The sequence below is a fragment of the Pseudomonas sp. D1-36 genome (assembly GCF_051132205.1).
Lineage (GTDB): Bacteria > Pseudomonadota > Gammaproteobacteria > Pseudomonadales > Pseudomonadaceae > Aquipseudomonas.
The window spans coordinates 4,706,313-4,724,902 of record NZ_CP071674.1 but is presented as its reverse complement, the minus strand read 5'-3'; the positions used below and the strand labels follow the sequence as shown (position 1 = coordinate 4,724,902).

Annotated in this window: 16 protein-coding genes, 1 tRNA gene and 1 pseudogene; 10 read left to right on the top strand and 8 right to left on the bottom strand. The window is 59.9% G+C overall.

All coding sequences use genetic code 11. The annotated features are described in order from the left end of the window. Positions 1-75 precede the first annotated feature (75 nt). Positions 76-480 carry a serine kinase/phosphatase gene (locus J3P76_RS21140; protein ID WP_434562306.1) on the bottom strand — a complete coding sequence of 135 codons (405 nt, stop codon included), beginning with the start codon at positions 478-480 and terminating at the stop codon, positions 76-78. Between the two features lie 133 nt (positions 481-613). Here J3P76_RS21140 and can point away from each other — a divergent pair, with 133 nt between their 5' ends. Beyond that, positions 614-1,258, top strand: coding sequence for a carbonate dehydratase (gene can, locus J3P76_RS21135; protein ID WP_039594546.1), 645 nt, complete (start codon positions 614-616; stop codon positions 1,256-1,258). 9 nt (positions 1,259-1,267) lie between these two features. Here can and J3P76_RS21130 read toward each other — a convergent pair whose 3' ends face one another. The 3 genes from J3P76_RS21130 to J3P76_RS21120 all read right to left on the bottom strand — a co-directional run bounded on the left by J3P76_RS21130 (position 1,268) and on the right by J3P76_RS21120 (position 4,661). Further along, positions 1,268-1,795, bottom strand: a complete 528-nt coding sequence (locus tag J3P76_RS21130; protein ID WP_420764049.1) for a lysine methyltransferase — start codon at positions 1,793-1,795, stop codon at positions 1,268-1,270. Between the two features lie 177 nt (positions 1,796-1,972). Then, complete coding sequence (locus J3P76_RS21125) at positions 1,973-3,133, bottom strand: hypothetical protein (RefSeq protein WP_434701207.1); 1,161 nt, start codon at positions 3,131-3,133, stop codon at positions 1,973-1,975. Between the two features lie 109 nt (positions 3,134-3,242). After that, the gene (locus tag J3P76_RS21120; protein ID WP_420764051.1) at positions 3,243-4,661 is read right to left on the bottom strand and encodes a short-chain fatty acid transporter; all 1,419 of its coding nucleotides are present in this window, start codon (positions 4,659-4,661) and stop codon (positions 3,243-3,245) included. Positions 4,662-4,879: 218 nt separating this feature from the next. On the opposite strand from J3P76_RS21120, the pseudogene J3P76_RS21115 reads away from it, so the two are divergent. The 4 genes and pseudogenes from J3P76_RS21115 to J3P76_RS21100 all read left to right on the top strand — a co-directional run. Continuing rightward, a pseudogene (locus J3P76_RS21115) lies at positions 4,880-5,656 on the top strand (PAS domain-containing protein); the annotation flags it as partial. A 108-nt stretch (positions 5,657-5,764) separates the two neighbouring features. Next, positions 5,765-6,196, top strand: a complete 432-nt coding sequence (locus tag J3P76_RS21110) for a methyl-accepting chemotaxis protein (protein ID WP_434635653.1) — start codon at positions 5,765-5,767, stop codon at positions 6,194-6,196. A 130-nt stretch (positions 6,197-6,326) separates the two neighbouring features. Continuing rightward, a complete protein-coding gene (locus J3P76_RS21105; protein WP_434701206.1) occupies positions 6,327-6,845 on the top strand; it encodes a DUF2975 domain-containing protein in 519 nt (172 codons plus the stop codon). Between the two features lie 7 nt (positions 6,846-6,852). Then, the gene (locus J3P76_RS21100) at positions 6,853-7,086 is read left to right on the top strand and encodes a helix-turn-helix domain-containing protein (RefSeq protein WP_434562314.1); all 234 of its coding nucleotides are present in this window, start codon (positions 6,853-6,855) and stop codon (positions 7,084-7,086) included. Here the strand turns inward: J3P76_RS21100 and ggt are convergent. Both ggt and J3P76_RS21090 read right to left on the bottom strand, forming a co-directional pair. Then, positions 7,068-8,912 (bottom strand): gamma-glutamyltransferase, encoded by a 1,845-nt coding sequence (gene ggt / locus J3P76_RS21095; protein ID WP_434701205.1) that lies wholly within the window; start codon positions 8,910-8,912, stop codon positions 7,068-7,070. The two genes, J3P76_RS21100 and ggt, sit on opposite strands and share 19 nt — an antisense overlap. A gap of 107 nt (positions 8,913-9,019) precedes the next feature. Continuing rightward, positions 9,020-9,820, bottom strand: a complete 801-nt coding sequence (locus tag J3P76_RS21090) for a helix-turn-helix transcriptional regulator (RefSeq protein ID WP_420764055.1) — start codon at positions 9,818-9,820, stop codon at positions 9,020-9,022. 123 nt (positions 9,821-9,943) lie between these two features. On the opposite strand from J3P76_RS21090, the gene J3P76_RS21085 reads away from it, so the two are divergent. Together J3P76_RS21085 and J3P76_RS21080 are read left to right on the top strand one after the other, a co-directional pair. After that, positions 9,944-10,765: a carbon-nitrogen hydrolase family protein gene (locus J3P76_RS21085; RefSeq protein WP_434562318.1), complete on the top strand. Its 822-nt coding sequence runs from the start codon at positions 9,944-9,946 to the stop codon at positions 10,763-10,765. A 148-nt stretch (positions 10,766-10,913) separates the two neighbouring features. Continuing rightward, on the top strand, positions 10,914-12,239 hold the full coding sequence (locus J3P76_RS21080) for an APC family permease (protein ID WP_434701204.1): 1,326 nt from the start codon (positions 10,914-10,916) through the stop codon (positions 12,237-12,239). Between the two features lie 131 nt (positions 12,240-12,370). Here J3P76_RS21080 and J3P76_RS21075 read toward each other — a convergent pair. Both J3P76_RS21075 and J3P76_RS21070 read right to left on the bottom strand, forming a co-directional pair. After that, positions 12,371-12,447 (bottom strand) — tRNA-Met (locus J3P76_RS21075). A 103-nt stretch (positions 12,448-12,550) separates the two neighbouring features. Further along, entirely contained in the window at positions 12,551-14,608 is a 2,058-nt protein-coding gene (locus J3P76_RS21070) for a methyl-accepting chemotaxis protein (protein ID WP_434609569.1), read from the bottom strand. A gap of 335 nt (positions 14,609-14,943) precedes the next feature. On the opposite strand from J3P76_RS21070, the gene J3P76_RS21065 reads away from it, so the two are divergent. From J3P76_RS21065 to J3P76_RS21055, 3 genes are all read left to right on the top strand, one after another. Then, a complete protein-coding gene (locus J3P76_RS21065) occupies positions 14,944-16,161 on the top strand; it encodes an MFS transporter (RefSeq protein ID WP_434562324.1) in 1,218 nt (405 codons plus the stop codon). 144 nt (positions 16,162-16,305) lie between these two features. After that, positions 16,306-16,461 carry a hypothetical protein gene (locus J3P76_RS21060; RefSeq protein WP_420764060.1) on the top strand — a complete coding sequence of 52 codons (156 nt, stop codon included), beginning with the start codon at positions 16,306-16,308 and terminating at the stop codon, positions 16,459-16,461. 3 nt (positions 16,462-16,464) lie between these two features. Further along, positions 16,465-18,540 (top strand): calcium-binding protein, encoded by a 2,076-nt coding sequence (locus J3P76_RS21055; protein WP_434701203.1) that lies wholly within the window; start codon positions 16,465-16,467, stop codon positions 18,538-18,540. The last annotated feature ends 50 nt before the right edge of the window (positions 18,541-18,590 follow it).

Here is an 18,590-nt window from a genome sequence, read left to right as displayed (position 1 = left end):
CCCGCTCCCACAGGGCCAATGGCGTTCCCAGAACCTGAGAGCACAAAACCACTGTGGGAGCGGTGGCGTTACCGGTCAGCGCTTGCCGTCGAGCGGATCGATATCGGCCATTTCCGCTTCGTCCAACCCGTCGCCTCCACCTATATCGTTTTCTCCAACGATGCTCAGGTCCCAATCGGCCTGCTCATCCTCGCCGGCCTCGCGGGCGTCCCGGGCACCGTCTTCGTGGATCAAGGTTTCGGGGCTCATGTCATCATCGGTCGGCTGGCGGTCTTCCATCGAGGCCCCTGTCATGCCCGCTTCACGCACGCGTTCATCCGGCATCAGTTGCTCGCGTTCTTCCTCCGGCAATTCATCGCCGATCCTGGCGTCGTATTCATCGTCATCGAATTCCAGCTCACGCATCGAGCCCATGCGGTCTTCGTTGTCGTCGATGGGTTCCGGTTGCACCGCATCGTAGGGACGTCGTGAATCATTCATGGCAATTCCTCATACTGTGGGCCTTACTAAGAGTCGACCGACTGTGGGGCCAGGAATTCCAATGCATCGCCGACGTGACCTCGACCGGCGGTCGTCTGTCACAGTTGGGCACTCTCTATCGAGGCTGGACAGCATGAATGAATTACAAGATCTGATTGATAACAACGCGCGCTGGGCCGATGCGATCAAGCAGGAGGATCCTGACTTCTTCGCCAAGCTGGCTCGTCAGCAGACCCCTGAATACCTGTGGATCGGCTGCTCCGATGCGCGGGTACCGGCCAACGAAATCGTTGGCATGTTGCCGGGTGATCTGTTCGTGCACCGCAATGTCGCCAACGTCGTACTGCACACTGACCTGAATTGCCTTTCGGTCATCCAATACGCAGTCGACGTGCTTAAGGTCAAGCACATCCTGGTGACGGGTCACTACGGCTGCGGCGGCGTGCGTGCTTCGATGCAGGACCGCCAACTGGGCCTGATCGACGGCTGGCTGCGCTCGATTCGCGATCTGTATTACGAGCATCGCGATGCCTTGGCCAAGCTCCCCACCGAAGAAGAACGCGTGGACCGTTTGTGCGAGCTCAACGTGATCCAGCAAGTGGCGAACGTGGGCCACACCAGCATCGTGCAGAACGCCTGGCACCGTGGGCAGAAGTTGTCGATTCATGGCTGCATCTACGGCATCAAGGACGGGCGCTGGAAAAGCCTGGACACCACGATCAGCGGCTTCGAGCAACTGCCGCCGCAGTATCGGCTACGTCCGGTCGACGCGCCCTGAGGGCAACCTCTAGTCGCGATGACAACGGCGCCGCCAGTGCCGCAAAAATTCCATTCCTCGCTCATTCGGCGATTCGTCATAGCCAGTGATCCAGCCGTGGCAGTTGGATGAACCGCACCGGCAGGCGAATTGCCGATACAGCTTGCGTTCAGTACTGGCGTAGTCCATCGCCAGGCGGTCGCCTTCACGGATATCCGTCAGGGACCACAGCCACAATTCGCTCATGTCCAGGAAGACATTGGGATTGCAGGAGTGCAGCAGCAATCCGGCGAAGTGTGGGTCGTACATGTGGACATCCGGCAGAAGCTGCAATGTGTGCAGGCGTCGGCGGCTGATCAGCAGCCCCGATACCCTGCACATCCGCGTCATGGGGGCGAATGGCTTGCGGGCGATGATCCCATTGCCGCGACCGGCGTTGGTCTGGCGCACTTCAAAATCGCGCACCGAGGGATAGCCCTGGCGAGGGCTGAATTGTTTTCCCGGATAGATGCAGTCCCGGGTCTTTGAATCGACGCAATTGTCGATGAATTCGATCATGACCGTCCTTGTCGGTGCTGGACACTCGACTTTTCAGCGCTGGCCTCCAGCCGGCGGCGGTTAAAAACTCCGATAGCTTCCTCCAAGCCGTGATGCGTATCTACTGTCGACTCTGACAGGTGCCATAAGCGCTTTCCCGTGTGAGCGCAGGCTTACACAGGAAAGGCTCGTCAGGGTTTATACGGCTTCGGCGGGTAATGGCATGGGCACTTTCAACTGCTGCAGTTGCGATTTGACCGGTGGTGTTTCGCACTTCTTGTCTGCGTCCACCTCGCTCAGCTTGCGAACCGAGGTATAGAACAGCTCGCAAGTCTGCTCTTTTTGCGTGACCTGCCACGTCTGGGTGCATTGGCTCAGCAATGCGCTCGGGTCGGTGCCTGGCTTGCTGCCCATTCCGGCCTGCCAGCATGCAGCGCTCAGGTCCTGGCCCATGACTTTCAAGCCCGCGGCATCGGCCTTGGCCTGGTCGCCGTCATAACTGTCCGGATCGGCTGCGTACCAGATGTAGCTGGGGTGGTTGGAGCCCAGCACCGGAACCTTGGCCCCCGGCGCAGGCTCGATGGTCGCCAGGCCGAGTACCGCCACGGCCTGGCCGTATTGGGTCTTGATCCAGTCCCGGACGGGCGCTCCGAAAGCCACCATCGGCAGCGACGCCCCGCTGGCGTTCCGAGTGACTTCCTTGACCATGGTGGTCTGGTAATCGTTGAAATAGCTGTACAGGCCGGCGAGTGTACTGCCCGCATTGGACGGCGCCGCAATGGGCGCGATGTCGATGATGGTCTGGTAAGCAGGCGTGTCCCCGGCGGCGATGCCGTTGGCGGTCAGCAGCGTGGCCCAGCGGTCGGTGGTGGCCGACTCCAGGTAATCCTGGGCCTGGGTCAGCGAATAATCCGGCGGGAAGTGCAGCAGCTCGACGCTCTTGCGGTTCTCCAGGGCCATGCCCAGGGGCAGGAACAGGTACCAGTTGTAGGCCCATTTTTTATCGGTGTTGAGTTTCGTGGCGCCGTTATAGGCGAGGTCGCCGGCGTTGAGCAAGGCGGCCAACGGTTGGCCATAACTCTTCGGCACGCCGCTGATGTTGGCGTAGACGGTGCCGTTGTCGCTTTTGACCTCGACTTTGGCCGCGTCGTAGCCGTCGCGCTGGACGCTTTGCGTCAAATAATGCTCGACGGTCTGCTCGAGTGTCCAGTTGCGAAAACAGATGACATTGCAGTTGTTGGGGTAAGCGAAGAGGCGGGTGACGCGTTCGGTGCTGCCAAGGTTGACACCGATGTCGGCGGCTTGGGCGGTGGCGCTCAAGGCCAAGGCGGCGAGAGGAAGTACGGCGAGTTTGAACATGCTCAGATCCTTTTCAGCGTGGGCCCTTGGAAACAGGGTGTATCCATACTGAAACAGACGGAGCCGAAGAAGAAGTGGGCCGATGGAAAATCGGCCCTTTTTTATGGCTTTATGGCATTACTGGCGGCAAATAGGTCAGCGTGGTCCCCAGGGCCCACAGCAGCACCAATACCAGCGGCGTGTGAACCAGCAACTGCACGAAAGAGAATCCGATCAAGTCCCGCGCTTTCAACCCCAGAACGCCCAGCAACGGCAGCATGTAGAACGGGTTGATCAGGTTCGGCAGTGCTTCGGCGGCGTTATAGATCTGCACGGCCCAGCCCAAGTGGTAGTTCAGGTCGTTGGCCACCTGCATGACATAGGGCGCTTCGATGATCCACTTACCGCCGCCGGAAGGAATGAAAAAGCCCAGCACCGCCGAGTAGACGCCCATCAACAGGGCGTAGGTGTCATGGGAAGCGATCTGTACGAAAAAGGTCGAGATATGGTGTGCCAGCGTCTGCGCATCGCTGCCCTTGACGGTGGTCAACAGTGCGGCAATCGATCCGTACAACGGGAACTGAATCAGCACGCCGGTGGTGGTTGGCACGGCGCGGGCCACGGCATCGAGAAAACTGCGTGGCCGCCAGTGGAGCAAGGCGCCCAACATAATGAACAGAAAGTTATAGGTGTTGAGCCCGGAAATGGCGCTGATGGCCGGCTTGGTCGAAAACTCATGGAACAGCCAACCAGCGGCGAGCAGCACCAATGCAATGGTCAACAGCGGGCTGTGCTCCAGCCATTCCCCGGGGCGGGTGCGCGGTTGCAGCGCCGGCATGCTGAAACTGGGGTCGATCCCGCAGGCGGCGGCGTCACGGGCGCTGTTGGGGCCCGGCGCGGTGGCATACGCGATGATCACCGAGATCACGATCAGCGCCAGCAGCATCACACCGGACTGCCAGAGGAAAATCGTCTGGGTAAAAGGGATGACGCCGGTAATCGACAGGATCGATGGCGGCAGGCTGGCCGGGTTGGCTTGCAATTGCGCGGCCGAAGAAGACAACCCCAGCGCCCACACCGCGCCCAGGCCCAGGTAAGCGGCAGCGCCAGCGGCGCGATAATCCATCTTCAAGTCCGCGCGCCGGGCGAGGGCACGCACCAGCAGGCCGCCGAACACCAGCGACAGCCCCCAGTTGAGCAGCGATGCGACCATGGAGATCACGGCCACCCACGCCACCGCGGAGCGGCCATTGCTGGGAATGCGCGCCAGGCGGTCGATCAGCTTGACGGCTGGAGGCGAGCTGGCCACTACATAACCGCCAATCACCACGAACGCCATTTGCATGGTGAAGGGAATCAGGCTCCAGAACCCATCGCCGAAAGCCATGGCTGCGGCAGTGGGCGTGGCGCCAATGAGCTGCGTCGCCAGCGCGACCACCAGCACCGCCAGCGCGGCAAAGACCCAGGAGTCGGGGAACCAGCGCTCGGCAAAACTGGAACAGCGCAGCGCGAAGCGGGCGGAACGGCTGTCTTCAATGTCAGTGGTCACGGCAATCACCTCGGGTTTTTATGATTATCGGTATCTGGAGCGACGAAGCATCGGCGGTCGGGCGCCAATATTGGAACATTCCAATGACCGTGGGAGACGGACCGGCGTTCGGAGTACGACGTGATTTTTTTCAGACCGAACACCGGCGCTCTTCAGAAAAAAATCCTTGGGCCGATGGCAAGGAACAGCAGTAATTCTCCTGCCTGCCGGAGCTTGCCATGTTCAACAATCGCTTGAAGCAGGAGCTGCTCGCTCTTCGCCAAGAACTCTCCAGTCTCATGCAGATAAAAGAGAGCCTTGATCGCGAAATGCTCGGTTTGACCCTCGATGCTGAGGGGAGGATACAGTCGGTCAACCAGAACTTTCTCGATGACATGCGTTACAAGAGCCAAGACCTGATTGGCCGTTCTGTCGAGGAACTGGTACCGGCTTACCTGAAGTCCAATGAATTCCAGGCGCGCTTCAAGACCGCGCTGACCCGTGGCGAGCATTTTTCCGGCGCCGTGCGCCTGATGCGGGGCGACGGCAAAGAGGCCTGGCTGCGCTCGATCCTCCAGCCCATACGCAATGCCGAGGGGCGAATTCGTTCTTTTTCGATGTACTCCAACGACCTCACTCGCACCATCGAAAACTCCCGCGAGCATGAGAACCTGATAAGTGCCCTGGTGCATTCGACGGCGGTAATCGAGTTCGACCTGGGTGGCCATGTACTGACGGCCAATGACCGTTTCCTCAATGCGATGGGTTACAGCCTCGCGCAGATCAAGGGCAAGCATCACCGTACGTTTTGCGAGCCTGAGCAATACAACAGCGCGACCTACCAGCAGTTCTGGAAGCGTTTGAACAGCGGCGAGTTCGTTGCCGGGCGCTTCAAGCGTATCGACAGCAGCGGTCGCGAGGTGTGGCTGGAAGCTTCCTATAATCCGGTGGTCGATGCCAACGATCGCCTGTACAAGATCGTCAAGTTCGCCACCAACATCACCGACCAGGTCAAGCAGGAAAAAGCCGTTGCCGCGGCCGCCAACATCGCCTACAGCACTTCCCTGCAAACCGATAACAGCGCCCAGCGCGGCACCACCGTCGTGACCCAGGCCGTGGACGTGATGCGCGACCTGGCCCGGCATATGCAGACCGCTGGCCAGGGTATCGAGGCACTGAACGAACAGTCGCTGGTCATCGGAACCATCGTCAAGACCATCAGCGGCATCGCCGAACAGACCAACCTGCTGGCGCTCAACGCCGCAATCGAGGCTGCCCGGGCCGGTGAACAAGGGCGCGGATTTGCGGTGGTGGCCGATGAGGTCCGGCAACTGGCGTCGCGTACCAGCCAGGCAACCGATGAGATCGTCGGCGTCGTTCGCCAGAACCAGGACATGGCTCGCAATGCCGTGGCGCTGATGACCGACGGCCAACACCAGGCTGAACAGGGCCTGGCCTTGGCGGCCGAGGCGGGAACGGTAATCGTCGAGATCCAGGACGGCGCGAAGAAAGTCGTGGACGCGGTGAGCCAGTTTGCCAATCAGTTATCAACATAAGGGCGGTTTATTGTTGTTTTTTACAAATTAATTATCGTATATCGATAATTTTAAGGCTATGTTCTGGGCTCCTTTCGTTCTGTTGGAGCCTCACATGGGTTCGAATCGCCTAGCTGTTTATAGTCAACGCATGGCTGCCATCACGCTGATATTCATTGCGGCCATGATGGCCATCAATGCCCTGGTCTGGGTGTTTCCTAATATCGAGTCGCAGTACGGCCTGGGCTTTGCGTTGACTCAGCGTCAGTTGTCCAGCCTGTCAGGGGAGGCGACCTTGTTGACTGGTTGGCAGAGCCTCGGCGCGATCTTCTTATCGAGTATCCCTCTGCTGGCGCTGACAGTCGGGCTGGTCAATCTGCGACAGCTCTTCAAGCGCTATGCGCAGGGGCAGTATTTCTCCGGCGAAGCCGCCATTGCACTGGGCAAGGCCGGCCGCGCGGTGGCATTGTGGGTGCTGCTGGATTTCCTATGCGAACCTTTGTTGAGCCTGCTGCTCACCATCAATGCGCCCGTTGGCCAGCGATTGCTGAGCTTGAGCATCACCGCGCCGTCCTTCGTCGCTTTGTTTCTGGCGGCGTGCATTGCGATCATTGCCCGGATATTGTCCCAAGCCGCTGAAGTCGATTCAGAAAACCGAACTTTCGTTTGAGATACCCATGCCTATCGTGATTCAACTTGATGTGATGCTGGCGATGCGCAAGGTCAAGTCCAAGGATCTTGCCGCCGCCATTGGCATCACCGAGGCCAACCTTTCCCTGTTGAAGCAGGGAAAGGTCAAGGGCATACGTTTGGCGACCCTGGAAGCCATCTGTGACTATCTGCACTGTCAGCCGGCCGACCTGCTGGTTTACCAGCCGCGAAGCGAATCCGATCAGTCGCCCAGCGCTTGACCTTCGCGCCTTGGATCCGCCCCGCCAGCCAGCGAGGATTTCCCTTGGCCATCACGCACCCGGATGATCGCCTGGGTGCCGCTGGTCATGTCGATTTCGCCCACTGTGTGGCCTTTGTCTTTCAACGCCTGGACCGACCCCGGGCTGAATTGCCCCTGTTCCAGTTCGGTGTGGCCATTGCGGCTGCCGAAGTTGGGAAGATTGATGGCGGCTTGCGGGTCCAGGTCCCAATCCAGCAGGCCGATGACGGACTTGGCGACGTATTCAATGATCTGTGATCCACCTGGGGAACCAACCGCGGCCAGCCATTCGCCGCTCTGGCGATCAAAGATCAGGGTCGGAGCCATGGATGATCGCGGGCGTTTGCCGGGCTCGACGCGGTTGGCGACTTTGCGCCCGTTCTCTTCGGGAATGAAGGAAAAGTCAGTCATCTGGTTGTTGAGCATGAATCCCTGCACCATCAAGTGCGAACCAAACGCTGACTCCACCGTGGTCGTCATCGACACGGCGCCGCCCTGGTCATCCACGGCCACTACTTGCGAGGTGGAAATTCGCAGGGGCGAGCGATCCGGCGCGAAGGCCATCTGGATGCCCGGTGGTGTTCCCGGCTTGGCAACGCCCATGCTGCGAGGGCCGATGAGGCTTGCGCGGCTCGCCAGATACGTGGGGTCGACCAAGCCTTTGACCGGCACGGGGACAAAATCCTGATCGGCAACGTAGAGGGCGCGGTCAGCGTAGGCCAGGCGCTCAGCCTCGGAAATCATGTGCACGGCTTCGGGCAAAGGCTCGATACCAGCGGGTTTCGTGGATTTGATCGGTTTCAATGCCGCGAGGGCGGTTAGGCCGTCGCGCTGTTCCAGGTTCTCCAATGTTCCGAGGATCTGCGCCACGGCAATCCCGCCGGAGGAGGGCGGCGCCATGCCACAGACTTGCCAGCGTTTGTAGTCGGTGCACAACGGCGCGCGCTCGCGGGCGGCGTAACCTTTGAGGTCGCTCAACGACAGACTGCCCGGATTGGCGTGGCTTTGGACCTTGGCGACAATTTCTTCAGCAACGGGCCCTTCGTACAAAGCATTGGGGCCTTCGTTGGCAATACGCTTGAGGACGCCCGCCAGTGCCGGATTTTTAAGCAGGGTGCCCACTGCCTTGGGGCTGCCGTCGGCATTCAGGAAATAGGCGGCCATGTCGGGGGAGCCGGGTAAAGAGGCATCGGCGGCAATCATCGAGTGAAGTCGAGGCGAAATCCTGAACCCCTGTTCCGCCAATACAATCGCCGGCTCGAACAGTGTCGCCCACTTCAGGCGGCCATGTTTGCGATGGGCCAGCTCCAGGGCACGCAACACGCCCGGTGTACCCACGGAGCGGCCGCCGATCTGCGCGGCGGTAAACGGCATCGGTTTGCCGTCGGCCTGGATGAAGAGTTTTTCGGTAGCACCGGCCGGCGCCGTTTCGCGGCCGTCGTAGGTACGCACCGCCTTGCCGTCCCATAGCACAATGAACGCACCTCCGCCGATGCCGGAAGACTGCGGCTCCACCAACGTCAGCACTGCCTGCATGGCAATTGCCGCGTCGATGGCCGACCCGCCGCGCCGGAGCATTTCCCGGCCGGCTTGCGCGGCAAGCGGGTTTGCCGCGGCGGCCATGTGTTTGTCGGCATGATGTGTCTGTAGGTCGGTGCGGTAGCCGGAAGCGATTTCCGGAGCCGTGGGCAAGGCAGAAGCGGACGTGGAGGAGGGCGGAGCCTTGCAGGCGACGAGTGCCAAGGCGACAGCCAGCAGCGAAACGGCTGACAGGCGATGAAGATTCGATTTGAGATCTGAAAGCACGTGTCGCTCCGTCCATGGGCCAAGGATATTGAGATCGACTGTAGCGATACGAGGCGTGGGGCGCAAATCGACGGGGGGCGGCGATTCGGCTTCGCCCCCACAAGACGTCAGGCGTTCTGCGCCTGGAGAAAAATAGAAAACAGCTCGGACTGGGACTTGATCCCCAGTTTGCTGTACATATGTTTTTTATGGACTTTTACGGTTTCGGCGGAAATTTCCAGCTTGCGGGCGATTTCCTTGCTGGAGCAACCGCTGAGCATCAAGCGCCCGACATCCAGCTCCCGTGCGGTCAATTGCGCGCCTTTGAGCTGCTGGACTGACGCTTCCAGCTGCACGCGCCAATCGGCTTGCGGCGGTGCTGGTGCAAGGGCCACCACTTCGTTGATTTCGTAAGGCAGGCGCTGGCGCAACAGGCCGAGCACCCAGGGCTGGATGAGTGACAGCAAGGCAGTCTGCTCGCCACTGAACCGCTGCTTGCTGCCCAGCGACAGGCAAAGCGTGCGGTCGCCTTCGAGCTGGCAATTGAATTGGACCTCATCGGACACCACATTCAGGCGGAAGTAACGCTGGTAGTACTCGGTCAACTCGAAATGTTCCGGTGCGACTTCCGACAGGCGATACAGCCCGGTGCGCGACTGCTCGCGACAGGCGATGTAGAACGGATCGAGCAGATACAGGCCGCGCAGATAATCCTGGAACAATTGATCCGGACTGCCGTCCGCACCCGGGCACTCTGCGAATACCTGCGGGCGCTGGTCGGCGCTGAAAAGCAGTGCCACCCAGCTGTCGAAAGGTACGTATTGATCGAGCAAACGGACCAGCTGCGTCCAGAAATTAGGCTTGTCCAAGGCGTCGATCAGTTGCCCAACCGAGCGGTGCCACGCAATGTCGTCTAACGAAAGTGTCATGCCTCTACCCCTATCGGGTTACCCCAGCGGCGTGATTTCCCGCCGTGGGCCTGCTGCGCATACTGGCGCACAGACACCGACCGGGCAATCTTTCAGCCCGCCTGGTTAGAACAAGGAATACCCATGAAAGTCGAACTCGCCCAGTTGGCGGGCCGTGATAACGACACGGCCTATAACCTCGAACGCGCCCTTCAGGCGATTGCCGCCTGTGCGGCCGATACGCAGTTGATCGTATTTCCCGAAACGCACCTGATGGGCTTCCCATCGCTTGAGACAGTGGCAGAAACCGCTGAGCCATTGGATGGCCCGACTGTCAGCGCGGTGCTTGCTGCGGCCCGGGAGCACAACATTGCCGTGGTCATAGGCGTGGCCGAAAACGACCGTGGCCGCTTCTACAACACCACGCTGCTGATCACCCCGCAGGGCATCGCGCTGAAGTATCGCAAGACCCACCTCTGGGCGTCGGACCGCGGTGTGTTCGAGGCCGGCGACCGTTACGCCACGTGTGAGTGGAACGGTGTGCGCGTCGGTCTGCTGATCTGCTACGACATCGAGTTCCCGGAAACCGCCCGAGCCCTGGCGCAACTGGGGGCCGAACTGCTGATCGTCACCAACGGCAACATGGACCCCTACGGGCCGACTCACCGCACCGCGATCATGGCTCGCGCCCAGGAAAACCAAGCGTATGCGCTGATGGTCAATCGGGTGGAAGAAGGGGATGGCGGGTTGGTGTTCGCAGGCGGCAGTGCGTTGGTGGACCCGCTGGGCACGCTGTTGTTCGAGGCCGGGCGCGAAGAAGGGCAGTTTGCGGTGGAATTGGACCTGAACCAACTGACGGCGGCGCGGCGTGATTATCGCTACCTCGATGATCAGCGGCTGAAGATGCCGGGAGAGATTGTTGAGCATCCCTATGGACTGCGAGAGCTGTTGATTCCTTCGCGTTGATCCTGAATCTGTGTCGTCAGGGCTTGCCCGCGAAGAGGCCCTGACAAGCAACACGTTTGCGTTGAAAAAAAACAGAACAAGAACCTAACACCCGAAATTGCGCCGAACTCGGCTCTGCCATAAATCTAATAATTCGGAGTAGTCACTCATGGCTCATTTGCAACGCACCCTGTCATTGGGGTCGGTGGTGCTGTTCGGCATCGCCTATATGACACCGATCATTGTCCTTGGCACTTTCGGTATTCTCGCTCAATCCACCTCCGGCATGGTCCCCGCCGCTTACCTGGCAGCACTGGTGGCGATGTTCTTCACCGCGATGAGCTACGGCCGAATGGCCGCGGCGTTCCCTGTCGCCGGTTCGGCCTACAGCTATGTCCGCAAGGCGATCAGCCCGAAACTCGGTTTCATCGCCGGTTGGGCGGTATTGCTCGATTACCTTTTCTTGCCCATGGCCATCTGGCTGATCGGCGCGGCCTACCTTCATTCCGCATTCCCGACCGTGCCGCAGTGGCTCTGGGTGCTGGTCTTCATTGGCATCACAAGTGCGATCAACATCGTCGGTCTGAAACTGGCCAACGGCATCAACGCGCTATTGATGCTGGTGCAATTCCTGGTGCTGATCGCCTTCGTTGCGTTGTGCGTTCATTATGTCGGCGGGGATGCGAGCACACCGTTATGGTCGGTCGAGCCCTTTTTTAACGGTGACATGCAGATGCCATTGATCATGAGCGGCGCAGCCATCGCCTGTTATTCATTCCTGGGGTTCGACGCGGTCAGTACCCTGACCGAAGAAACCCGCGATCCGCGCCGTACCATTCCACGAGCGATCATGCTGATTACCCTGGTCGGCGGATTGATCTTCGTCAGCGTGTCGTACTTCGTGCAGATCGCCCATCCGTCGTCCCAGTTCGACAGTGTCGACGCGGCGGCCTATGAAATTGCCCGCAATATCGGTGGCGACCTGTTCGTATCGATCTTCCTGATCGGCCTGATCGTTGGCCAATTCGCGTCGGGGCTGTCGGCTCAGGCCAGCGGCTCCCGGCTGTTGTTCGCCATGGGCCGAGATGGCGTACTGCCGAAATCGTTCTTTGGCGCCTTGCATGAACGCTTCGGTACGCCGGTCAACAGCATTCTCTTGTGCGCTGTGGTCGCGTTGCTGGCGCTGAAACTGGACGTCACCACCTCAACCTCGTTCATCAATTTCGGCGCGTTCCTGGCATTCAGCCTGGTGAACCTGTCGGTGATTTTTCACTACTGGATCGGCGCGCAGAAGAAAGGGCCGCGTGAATTCGTGCTGTTCCTGCTGTTCCCGTTCGTTGGTCTGGCGGCTGATGTATGGCTGATGGTCAGCCTCGATCACTTGGCGATCTACCTTGGCCTGAGCTGGCTGGCGATTGGCGTGGTGTATCTGGCGGTGCTGACGGGAGGTTTTCGTCGCCAGCCACCGGAGATAGACTTCCAGGAAGCCACATAAATCACTACGCCCCGTGGGAATAGCTGAATCTTGCGGGGGCATTCAGGGAGATATATCCAGAAACAAGAAAGCCCGCACTAGGCGGGCTTCTTGTTGTTCAAAGACATTCAGGAACATCTTTGAACAGGACTTGGTGGCTACACAGGGACTTGAACCCCGGACCCCAGCATTATGAATGCTATGCTCTAACCAACTGAGCTATGTAGCCAAGTGGCGCGCATTATTCGCTGGTAACGAAGATGTGTCAAGCGTAAATCCAAAATATTTCTCTGCACTTTCAACCGCTTAACCATCCTCGTCGCCAATGTGCGTCAACTGAGCTGAAATCTCCCTGTGTTCGCGCTCAAGGCCTGGCTGCCTTGGCTCAAGGTGTCCGCCGCCACGTTCACCGCGCGGGCGCCTTCCAGCAGGCGCATGGCCGCTTGATCGACCTGCTGGATATTGCCGCTGACCTCGTCGGCTGTGCTGGCCTGCTCATCCACCGCGGTGGCGATTTGCGCCAGGGTATCGGTGACGCTCTGTACGGCGCTGGCAATTTCCCCCAGACGCTCGCCAAGGCCGGTCACGGCTTGCGCATCGGTCTGGGCCTGGCCGCAGGCCGCTTCCATCAGGCTGACGGCTTCGTTGACCGTGGCGCGCAGGCTGTCGACGGTGCCGGCGATCTGTTGGGTGGAGGACTGGGTACGTTGCGACAGGCTGCGCACTTCATCGGCCACCACGGCAAAGCCCCGGCCTTGTTCACCGGCGCGGGCGGCTTCGATGGCGGCGTTGAGCGCCAGGAGATTGGTCTGCTCGGCCACGCCGCGAATGGTATCGACCACCAGTTGGATCTGTTGGCCCTGCTCGCTGACCCGGCCCAAGGCGGCGGCGGTTTCGTTGAGCCGCTGGTTGAGCTGCTGAATGCTCGCCGTGGTGCGCTGGCTGTCGCGGCTGCTGTCGGCGGCGATGCGGCGGGTCTGTTGGGCGCTGTCTGACGCCTGTTCGCAACTTTTCGCAACGCCTTGGGAAGTTGCGGCCAGCTGCGTCGCGGCGGCGGCGATCTGGCTGATTTGCATCTGCTGAGCCTCGACTTCGCCCAAGGCACCGCTGGAGTGTGTATTGAGGGTGCGCACGGCGTCGCTCAGTTGCAGCGTTTCGTGATCCACGCCCAGCAGGCTGGTGCGCAACTGCACCACCGCGACGTTGAGCGCGGTGCTGATAGCTGCCAGCTCGTCGCGTCCTTGCACGGGTACCTGGAGGCTCAGGTTTCCGTCACGCAGGGCTTCGGCCAGTAGGGTTATGCCACTGGCGCTGCGGCGGATAGAGGCTTGCAAGCAGACGAACAGGTACAGCGCCGCCAGCAATAGGCAGCCAAGCACCGTGGCCACCAATGTGAACTGGCGGATCGCCGAGCCGTGGTAATGGTCCAGCCGCGTGTCCAGTGCGACCAGCGATTGTTGTCGCAGGGTCGCCAGGTCCCGAAGAAGGGCGTCCATGTGTTTCTCGAACGCTTCCGGCTTGAGATTGATGGAGCCACCGAACACGCCGTCATCCAAGACTTTCAAGCCGGCGTCCAAGTGCTTGAGGCTGCCCTGGAACTGTCCGGCCCAGGATTGCAATTCGCTGGGCAAGCGTGTTTCCAGCAACGCACCGGTCTTGACCAACTGATCCCGGGCGTCGCCGATGCGGCTGCGCAAGTCACGCAGTTGCAGGCGGCTCTGCAAAGTGAATTGGCCTGACACCACCGAGGCCTGGCCAACGCTGGCCAGGCGGCCGACACGTTCGATCAGCTCGGGTGTCTGCTGGGTCGAAATCTGGGTGAGCAGGTAGGTTTCCAGCCAGGAGGCGAGCGTCAGGCGATTGTCCATGACCATCTGTTCGCGCAACGCTTGCAATGCGCTGAGGGCAGCGGTGAAACGATCATAGCCATCCGGCCACCAACCCACGGCGCCCAGGCTCTTGGAATCCAGGCCGTTGAGGCTGGTCTGCAAGGCCTGGTAGCGGGCGAGGGTGTCGGCTTCGACGCCCTCGGCCTGCAAGGTCGCGCCAAGATCGTTGGCGACCTGGTTGAGCTCCGGTTGCACCGCATCGAACGCGGCCATGGCGGCGATCGTCGCAGGGGTGGGTTGTCGATTGGTCTCCGTGGCCCGCCAGCGCGCCGCGCGATTACGCTGGGCGGCGAGCAGGTTGTCCAGGTTATCCAGGGCGAGCAACTGGCGTACGCCGGCGCGCTCTCCGGAAATCAGGTTGAGTTTGTCCCGGTAGTCCTGGCCGATGAGCCACAGGCTGCCCATGAGCGGCAGGATGAACAAAAGGAACAACAACTGGAATTTACGGGCGAAACCAAAATGCCCCAGCAACCGGATGCCCGGTGATAGAAAAGCCTGCATGCCCATACTCCCCTGAACACCCTTGCACTTTTTTTGTGCGTTTTTACACAAGTGCCGAAACGGGTGCTCTTTCAAAAGGCCTCGAAAGCTTGTCCAGGCCGGCTCTGTAGGCCTGCTCTGTAGCGAAACTTCCCATTCTCGGTCCCCTTTGTAAGGGGCCGCGTCGTAAGACTTTTACAAGGCAAGATTCAGACCATGGCGTTGCGCTATCACCTTGTTTGCCGACTATTTTTTATCGGTCGATAGCAAGCTTATGGGATAGCCTTGTCGCACTGAAAAATGGCACATTGGCGAACCTTGCCCGTGTGCTCCCACCTGCCGTCTGGAAACTTCCCATGGCTATCAGCAATACCCCGGCTGACGCGACGCCCATTGGCGCCACGCCCCAAAGCAGTCCTTTGGTCATGCGCATCATTGGTGCGGTGGCGTTGGCTCATCTGATCAACGATCTGATCCAGGCTGTGCTGCCGTCCATCTATCCGATGCTCAAGGACAGCTATGGCCTGACGTTTACCCAGGTCGGCTTGATCACCCTTACGTTCCAGTTGACCGCATCTTTGTTGCAGCCTTGGGTCGGCTATCACACCGATCGGCACCCGAAGCCCTGGCTGTTGCCGGCCGGAACGGTGTGCACGCTGATCGGCATCGTGATGATGTCCATGGTCGGCAGCTTTGCCATGATCCTGCTGGCGGCGGCCTTGATCGGTATCGGCTCGTCGACTTTTCACCCCGAGGCATCGCGAGTGGCGCGACTGGCTTCCGGCGGTCGTTACGGCCTGGCGCAATCGACTTTCCAGGTGGGCGGAAACGCCGGCTCCGCATTCGGCCCGCTGCTGGCCGCAGCGATCATCATTCCCTACGGTCAAGGCAATGTGGCCTGGTTCGGCTTGTTCGCGCTGTTTGCCTTGTTCGTGCTGTACCGCATCAGCCGTTGGTACGCCAATCACCTGAACCTGTTCAAGCTCAAGCAAGGCCAGGCGGCGACGCATGGCTTATCCAAGGGGCGGGTCCTGAGTGCGTTGGTGGTGCTTGGCCTGTTGGTGTTCTCGAAGTATTTCTACATGGCCAGTTTCACCAGCTATTTCACCTTCTACCTGATCGAAAAGTTCGACCTGTCGGTGGCATCTTCCCAACTGCACCTGTTCCTGTTCCTTGGCGCAGTGGCGGCGGGGACCTTCTTTGGCGGCCCGATCGGCGACAAGATCGGACGCAAGGCGGTGATCTGGTTCTCGATTCTGGGTGTGGCGCCATTTACGCTGATCTTGCCTCACGTGGACCTGCTGTGGACCAGCATCCTCAGCGTAGTGATCGGCTTCATCTTGGCTTCGGCTTTCTCCGCCATCGTGGTGTATGCCCAGGAGCTGGTGCCGGGCAACGTTGGGATGATCGCCGGCGTGTTCTTCGGGTTGATGTTCGGCTTCGGTGGGATCGGCGCCGCGCTGCTGGGGCATCTGGCGGACATCCGGGGTATCGAATACGTGTATTGGCTGTGCTCGTTCCTGCCGTTGTTCGGCGTGTTGGCGATTTTCCTGCCAAGGACCAAAAGGGCCTGAATCGAACATTCCGAGCCCCGTTTCAACGCAGTATGGGCCAGTGCGGATACCTTTCGTACAGAGCCTCGGTCAATCCATCAGGCATTTTTGCTCTCGACCCCGGATGGGGTCGATGTACCGTTTATCGTTGTCCCTGAGCCATGAATGAACTTGCCGCTCTTTGGTGTTTCCGACGCAAAGAGCCTGTTCCAGTCAATTGGCTCCAACAAGAAGCCACCGGTCATGGTTATGACCGAGGCAGCGTGCAAAGCGTTGTCGCTCTACCAGGTGACGAAACTGGCATTTCTTTTAAGGGACTAAACCATGGCAACCGTCGATAACCCGAACCTGAATTCCCATACCGTAAGAACCGGCCCCGGCACTGTCCAGGTCGACCTCACCGGCCAGCTAGATGATGCCCAGAGCATCATTATCCAGCCGGACGGCAAGATACTGATTGGCGGCTATACCGAGTACCTGGCATGGGGCTACCCCGGGGCGCCAGGTGAGGAAAGCTACGGCTACGAGCAGAACCATTCCGTTATCCGCCTGAATGCGGATGGCAGCCTGGACACCCGCTTTCATGAAGGTGGCGTCGATACGATACCGACCACGACAGCCCCAGCGTCCCGCTATGAGCTGACGGCGGTGCAGGCCGATGGCAAGGTGCTCGTCGCTGTGGCGCTGAACACCGGCATACAAGTGGAGCGCTACAACAGTGACGGGACGCGTGATGTCGGCTTTGGTCAGAACGGTGTCATGACGGTCGACATCAACCATGATTTCAAGGATATCGACCTGACGGCCAATATGGACGGCACCTTTCAGGTCAGTGCCCGCGGGTTTGATCAGGCTACCGTGACCAAGGCTGGCAATGACGGCAGCTTGTTCGACGGCTTTGGTCACAACGGCGTGCTCACCGTCGACATTTACGAAGACCCGTTTTTCAACGGAGGGATCTCCACTGCGGTGTTGGCAGATGGAAGTGTCGTGGTCGGGGCTGCCTACAATGCCGCCGGCATGGGCGATCCGACGTTCGCCTTGCAGCGTTTCAACGCCGACGGCCAGTTGGATACCCGTTTCGGTGACGACGGCGTCCTGCATTTGAGCGCTGCCATGGGGTTTGGGGAAGACTCGGTGGTCACCGTGCAGGCTGACGGAAAGATCATCGTGATGGGGCATGGCGAGGGCGATCGCCTGGCTACCGTGGCGCGGCTCAACGCTGACGGGTCATTCGACAGTAGTTTCGGCAGCAATGGCTCGGTGACCTTCGAGGCCGACACGCCGGCGGCTTTGACGGTGCAAGCCGATGGCAGGATCGTGGCTGCCGGCACGAACAACGGAGATTTCAATGTCATCCGCTTGAACGCCGACGGTAGCCTGGACTCAAGCTTTGGCAGCCAGGACGGCAAGCTCCATATGGAGGGGTACGCCGGCGAGGAAATCTTGCGGGGCACCGATGCCGCCGAAATCATCCACGGCCTGGCGGGCGATGATGTGCTCCACGGCGACGGCGGGCGTGATGTGTTGCAAGGTGGCTCAGGCTCGGACATCTTCCGTTTTACCGAACTGGGCGACAGCTTCCGCACCGCCACGCTGAACAGCAGCGACCGAATCCAGGACTTCGATGTCTCCGAGGACCGCATTGACCTGATCGGCTTGGGCTTCACCGGTATTGGCGATGGCCATGACGGTACCTTGGCCATCCAGGCCAGCGCGGACGGCACCCGCACCTACCTCAAGAGCTTCGACGCCGATGCTACCGGGCAACGTTTTGAACTGACCTTGGATGGCAATCTGGTCGGGCAACTGAACTACACGAATCTTGTGTTCACGGCGCCCACGCTTGAAGGGGAATCTACCAACGATACGATTACCGGTTCTGCCTTGTCGGAAATCATCCATGGCCTGGACGGCAATGACCGTATCAACGGCGGCGCCGGAGCGGATGTCATCATCGGCGGCGCGGGCGCCGACCGTCTCAACGGTGGGGACAGAGCCGACATTTCGTTGTGGACGGACAATCGGGAAAACGCCGACGTGTTCCGCTATCTCTCCATCGAGGACAGCTACCGTACCGACAACCAGAGCTTTGCCGACCTTATCGAAGGCTTTACGGTTGACGACAAAATCGATGTGTCGGCACTGGGCTATACCGGCTTCGGAGAGGGTACGGGCACTACGCTGAAGTTGGTCTACAACGAGGCATTGGACCGCACTTACCTGAAGGATGCGCAAGCGGACGCGCAAGGCCATTCGTTCCAGGTTGCGCTGGCCGGGGACTGGCGGGAAAGCCTCGGGGAAGACAACATGGTCTTTGCTCCCACAGCGGCTCCCGACGCCCAACTAGGCCTGATCGGGGTGGCGCCAGACGTCGATCAATGGCATTTGTTAAGTTGACGCCCATAAAAAAACACCGCGTGACAGTCACTGCCACGCGGTGTTTTTTT

What these genes read in the sequence shown, in the direction of transcription:
- J3P76_RS21110 (WP_434635653.1), top strand. Translation starts at nt 5,765, where the DNA reads ATGCGCGACCTGGCCCGGCATATGCAGACCGCTGGCCAGGGTATCGAG.
- J3P76_RS21080 (WP_434701204.1), top strand. Translation starts at nt 10,914, where the DNA reads ATGGCTCATTTGCAACGCACCCTGTCATTGGGGTCGGTGGTGCTGTTC.
- J3P76_RS21105 (WP_434701206.1), top strand. Translation starts at nt 6,327, where the DNA reads ATGGCTGCCATCACGCTGATATTCATTGCGGCCATGATGGCCATCAAT.
- J3P76_RS21130 (WP_420764049.1), bottom strand. Translation starts at nt 1,795, where the DNA reads ATGATCGAATTCATCGACAATTGCGTCGATTCAAAGACCCGGGACTGC.
- J3P76_RS21100 (WP_434562314.1), top strand. Translation starts at nt 6,853, where the DNA reads ATGCCTATCGTGATTCAACTTGATGTGATGCTGGCGATGCGCAAGGTC.
- J3P76_RS21060 (WP_420764060.1), top strand. Translation starts at nt 16,306, where the DNA reads ATGAACTTGCCGCTCTTTGGTGTTTCCGACGCAAAGAGCCTGTTCCAG.
- J3P76_RS21140 (WP_434562306.1), bottom strand. Translation starts at nt 480, where the DNA reads ATGAATGATTCACGACGTCCCTACGATGCGGTGCAACCGGAACCCATC.
- J3P76_RS21125 (WP_434701207.1), bottom strand. Translation starts at nt 3,133, where the DNA reads ATGTTCAAACTCGCCGTACTTCCTCTCGCCGCCTTGGCCTTGAGCGCC.
- can (WP_039594546.1), top strand. Translation starts at nt 614, where the DNA reads ATGAATGAATTACAAGATCTGATTGATAACAACGCGCGCTGGGCCGAT.
- J3P76_RS21055 (WP_434701203.1), top strand. Translation starts at nt 16,465, where the DNA reads ATGGCAACCGTCGATAACCCGAACCTGAATTCCCATACCGTAAGAACC.
- J3P76_RS21085 (WP_434562318.1), top strand. Translation starts at nt 9,944, where the DNA reads ATGAAAGTCGAACTCGCCCAGTTGGCGGGCCGTGATAACGACACGGCC.
- J3P76_RS21065 (WP_434562324.1), top strand. Translation starts at nt 14,944, where the DNA reads ATGGCTATCAGCAATACCCCGGCTGACGCGACGCCCATTGGCGCCACG.
- J3P76_RS21090 (WP_420764055.1), bottom strand. Translation starts at nt 9,820, where the DNA reads ATGACACTTTCGTTAGACGACATTGCGTGGCACCGCTCGGTTGGGCAA.
- J3P76_RS21070 (WP_434609569.1), bottom strand. Translation starts at nt 14,608, where the DNA reads ATGCAGGCTTTTCTATCACCGGGCATCCGGTTGCTGGGGCATTTTGGT.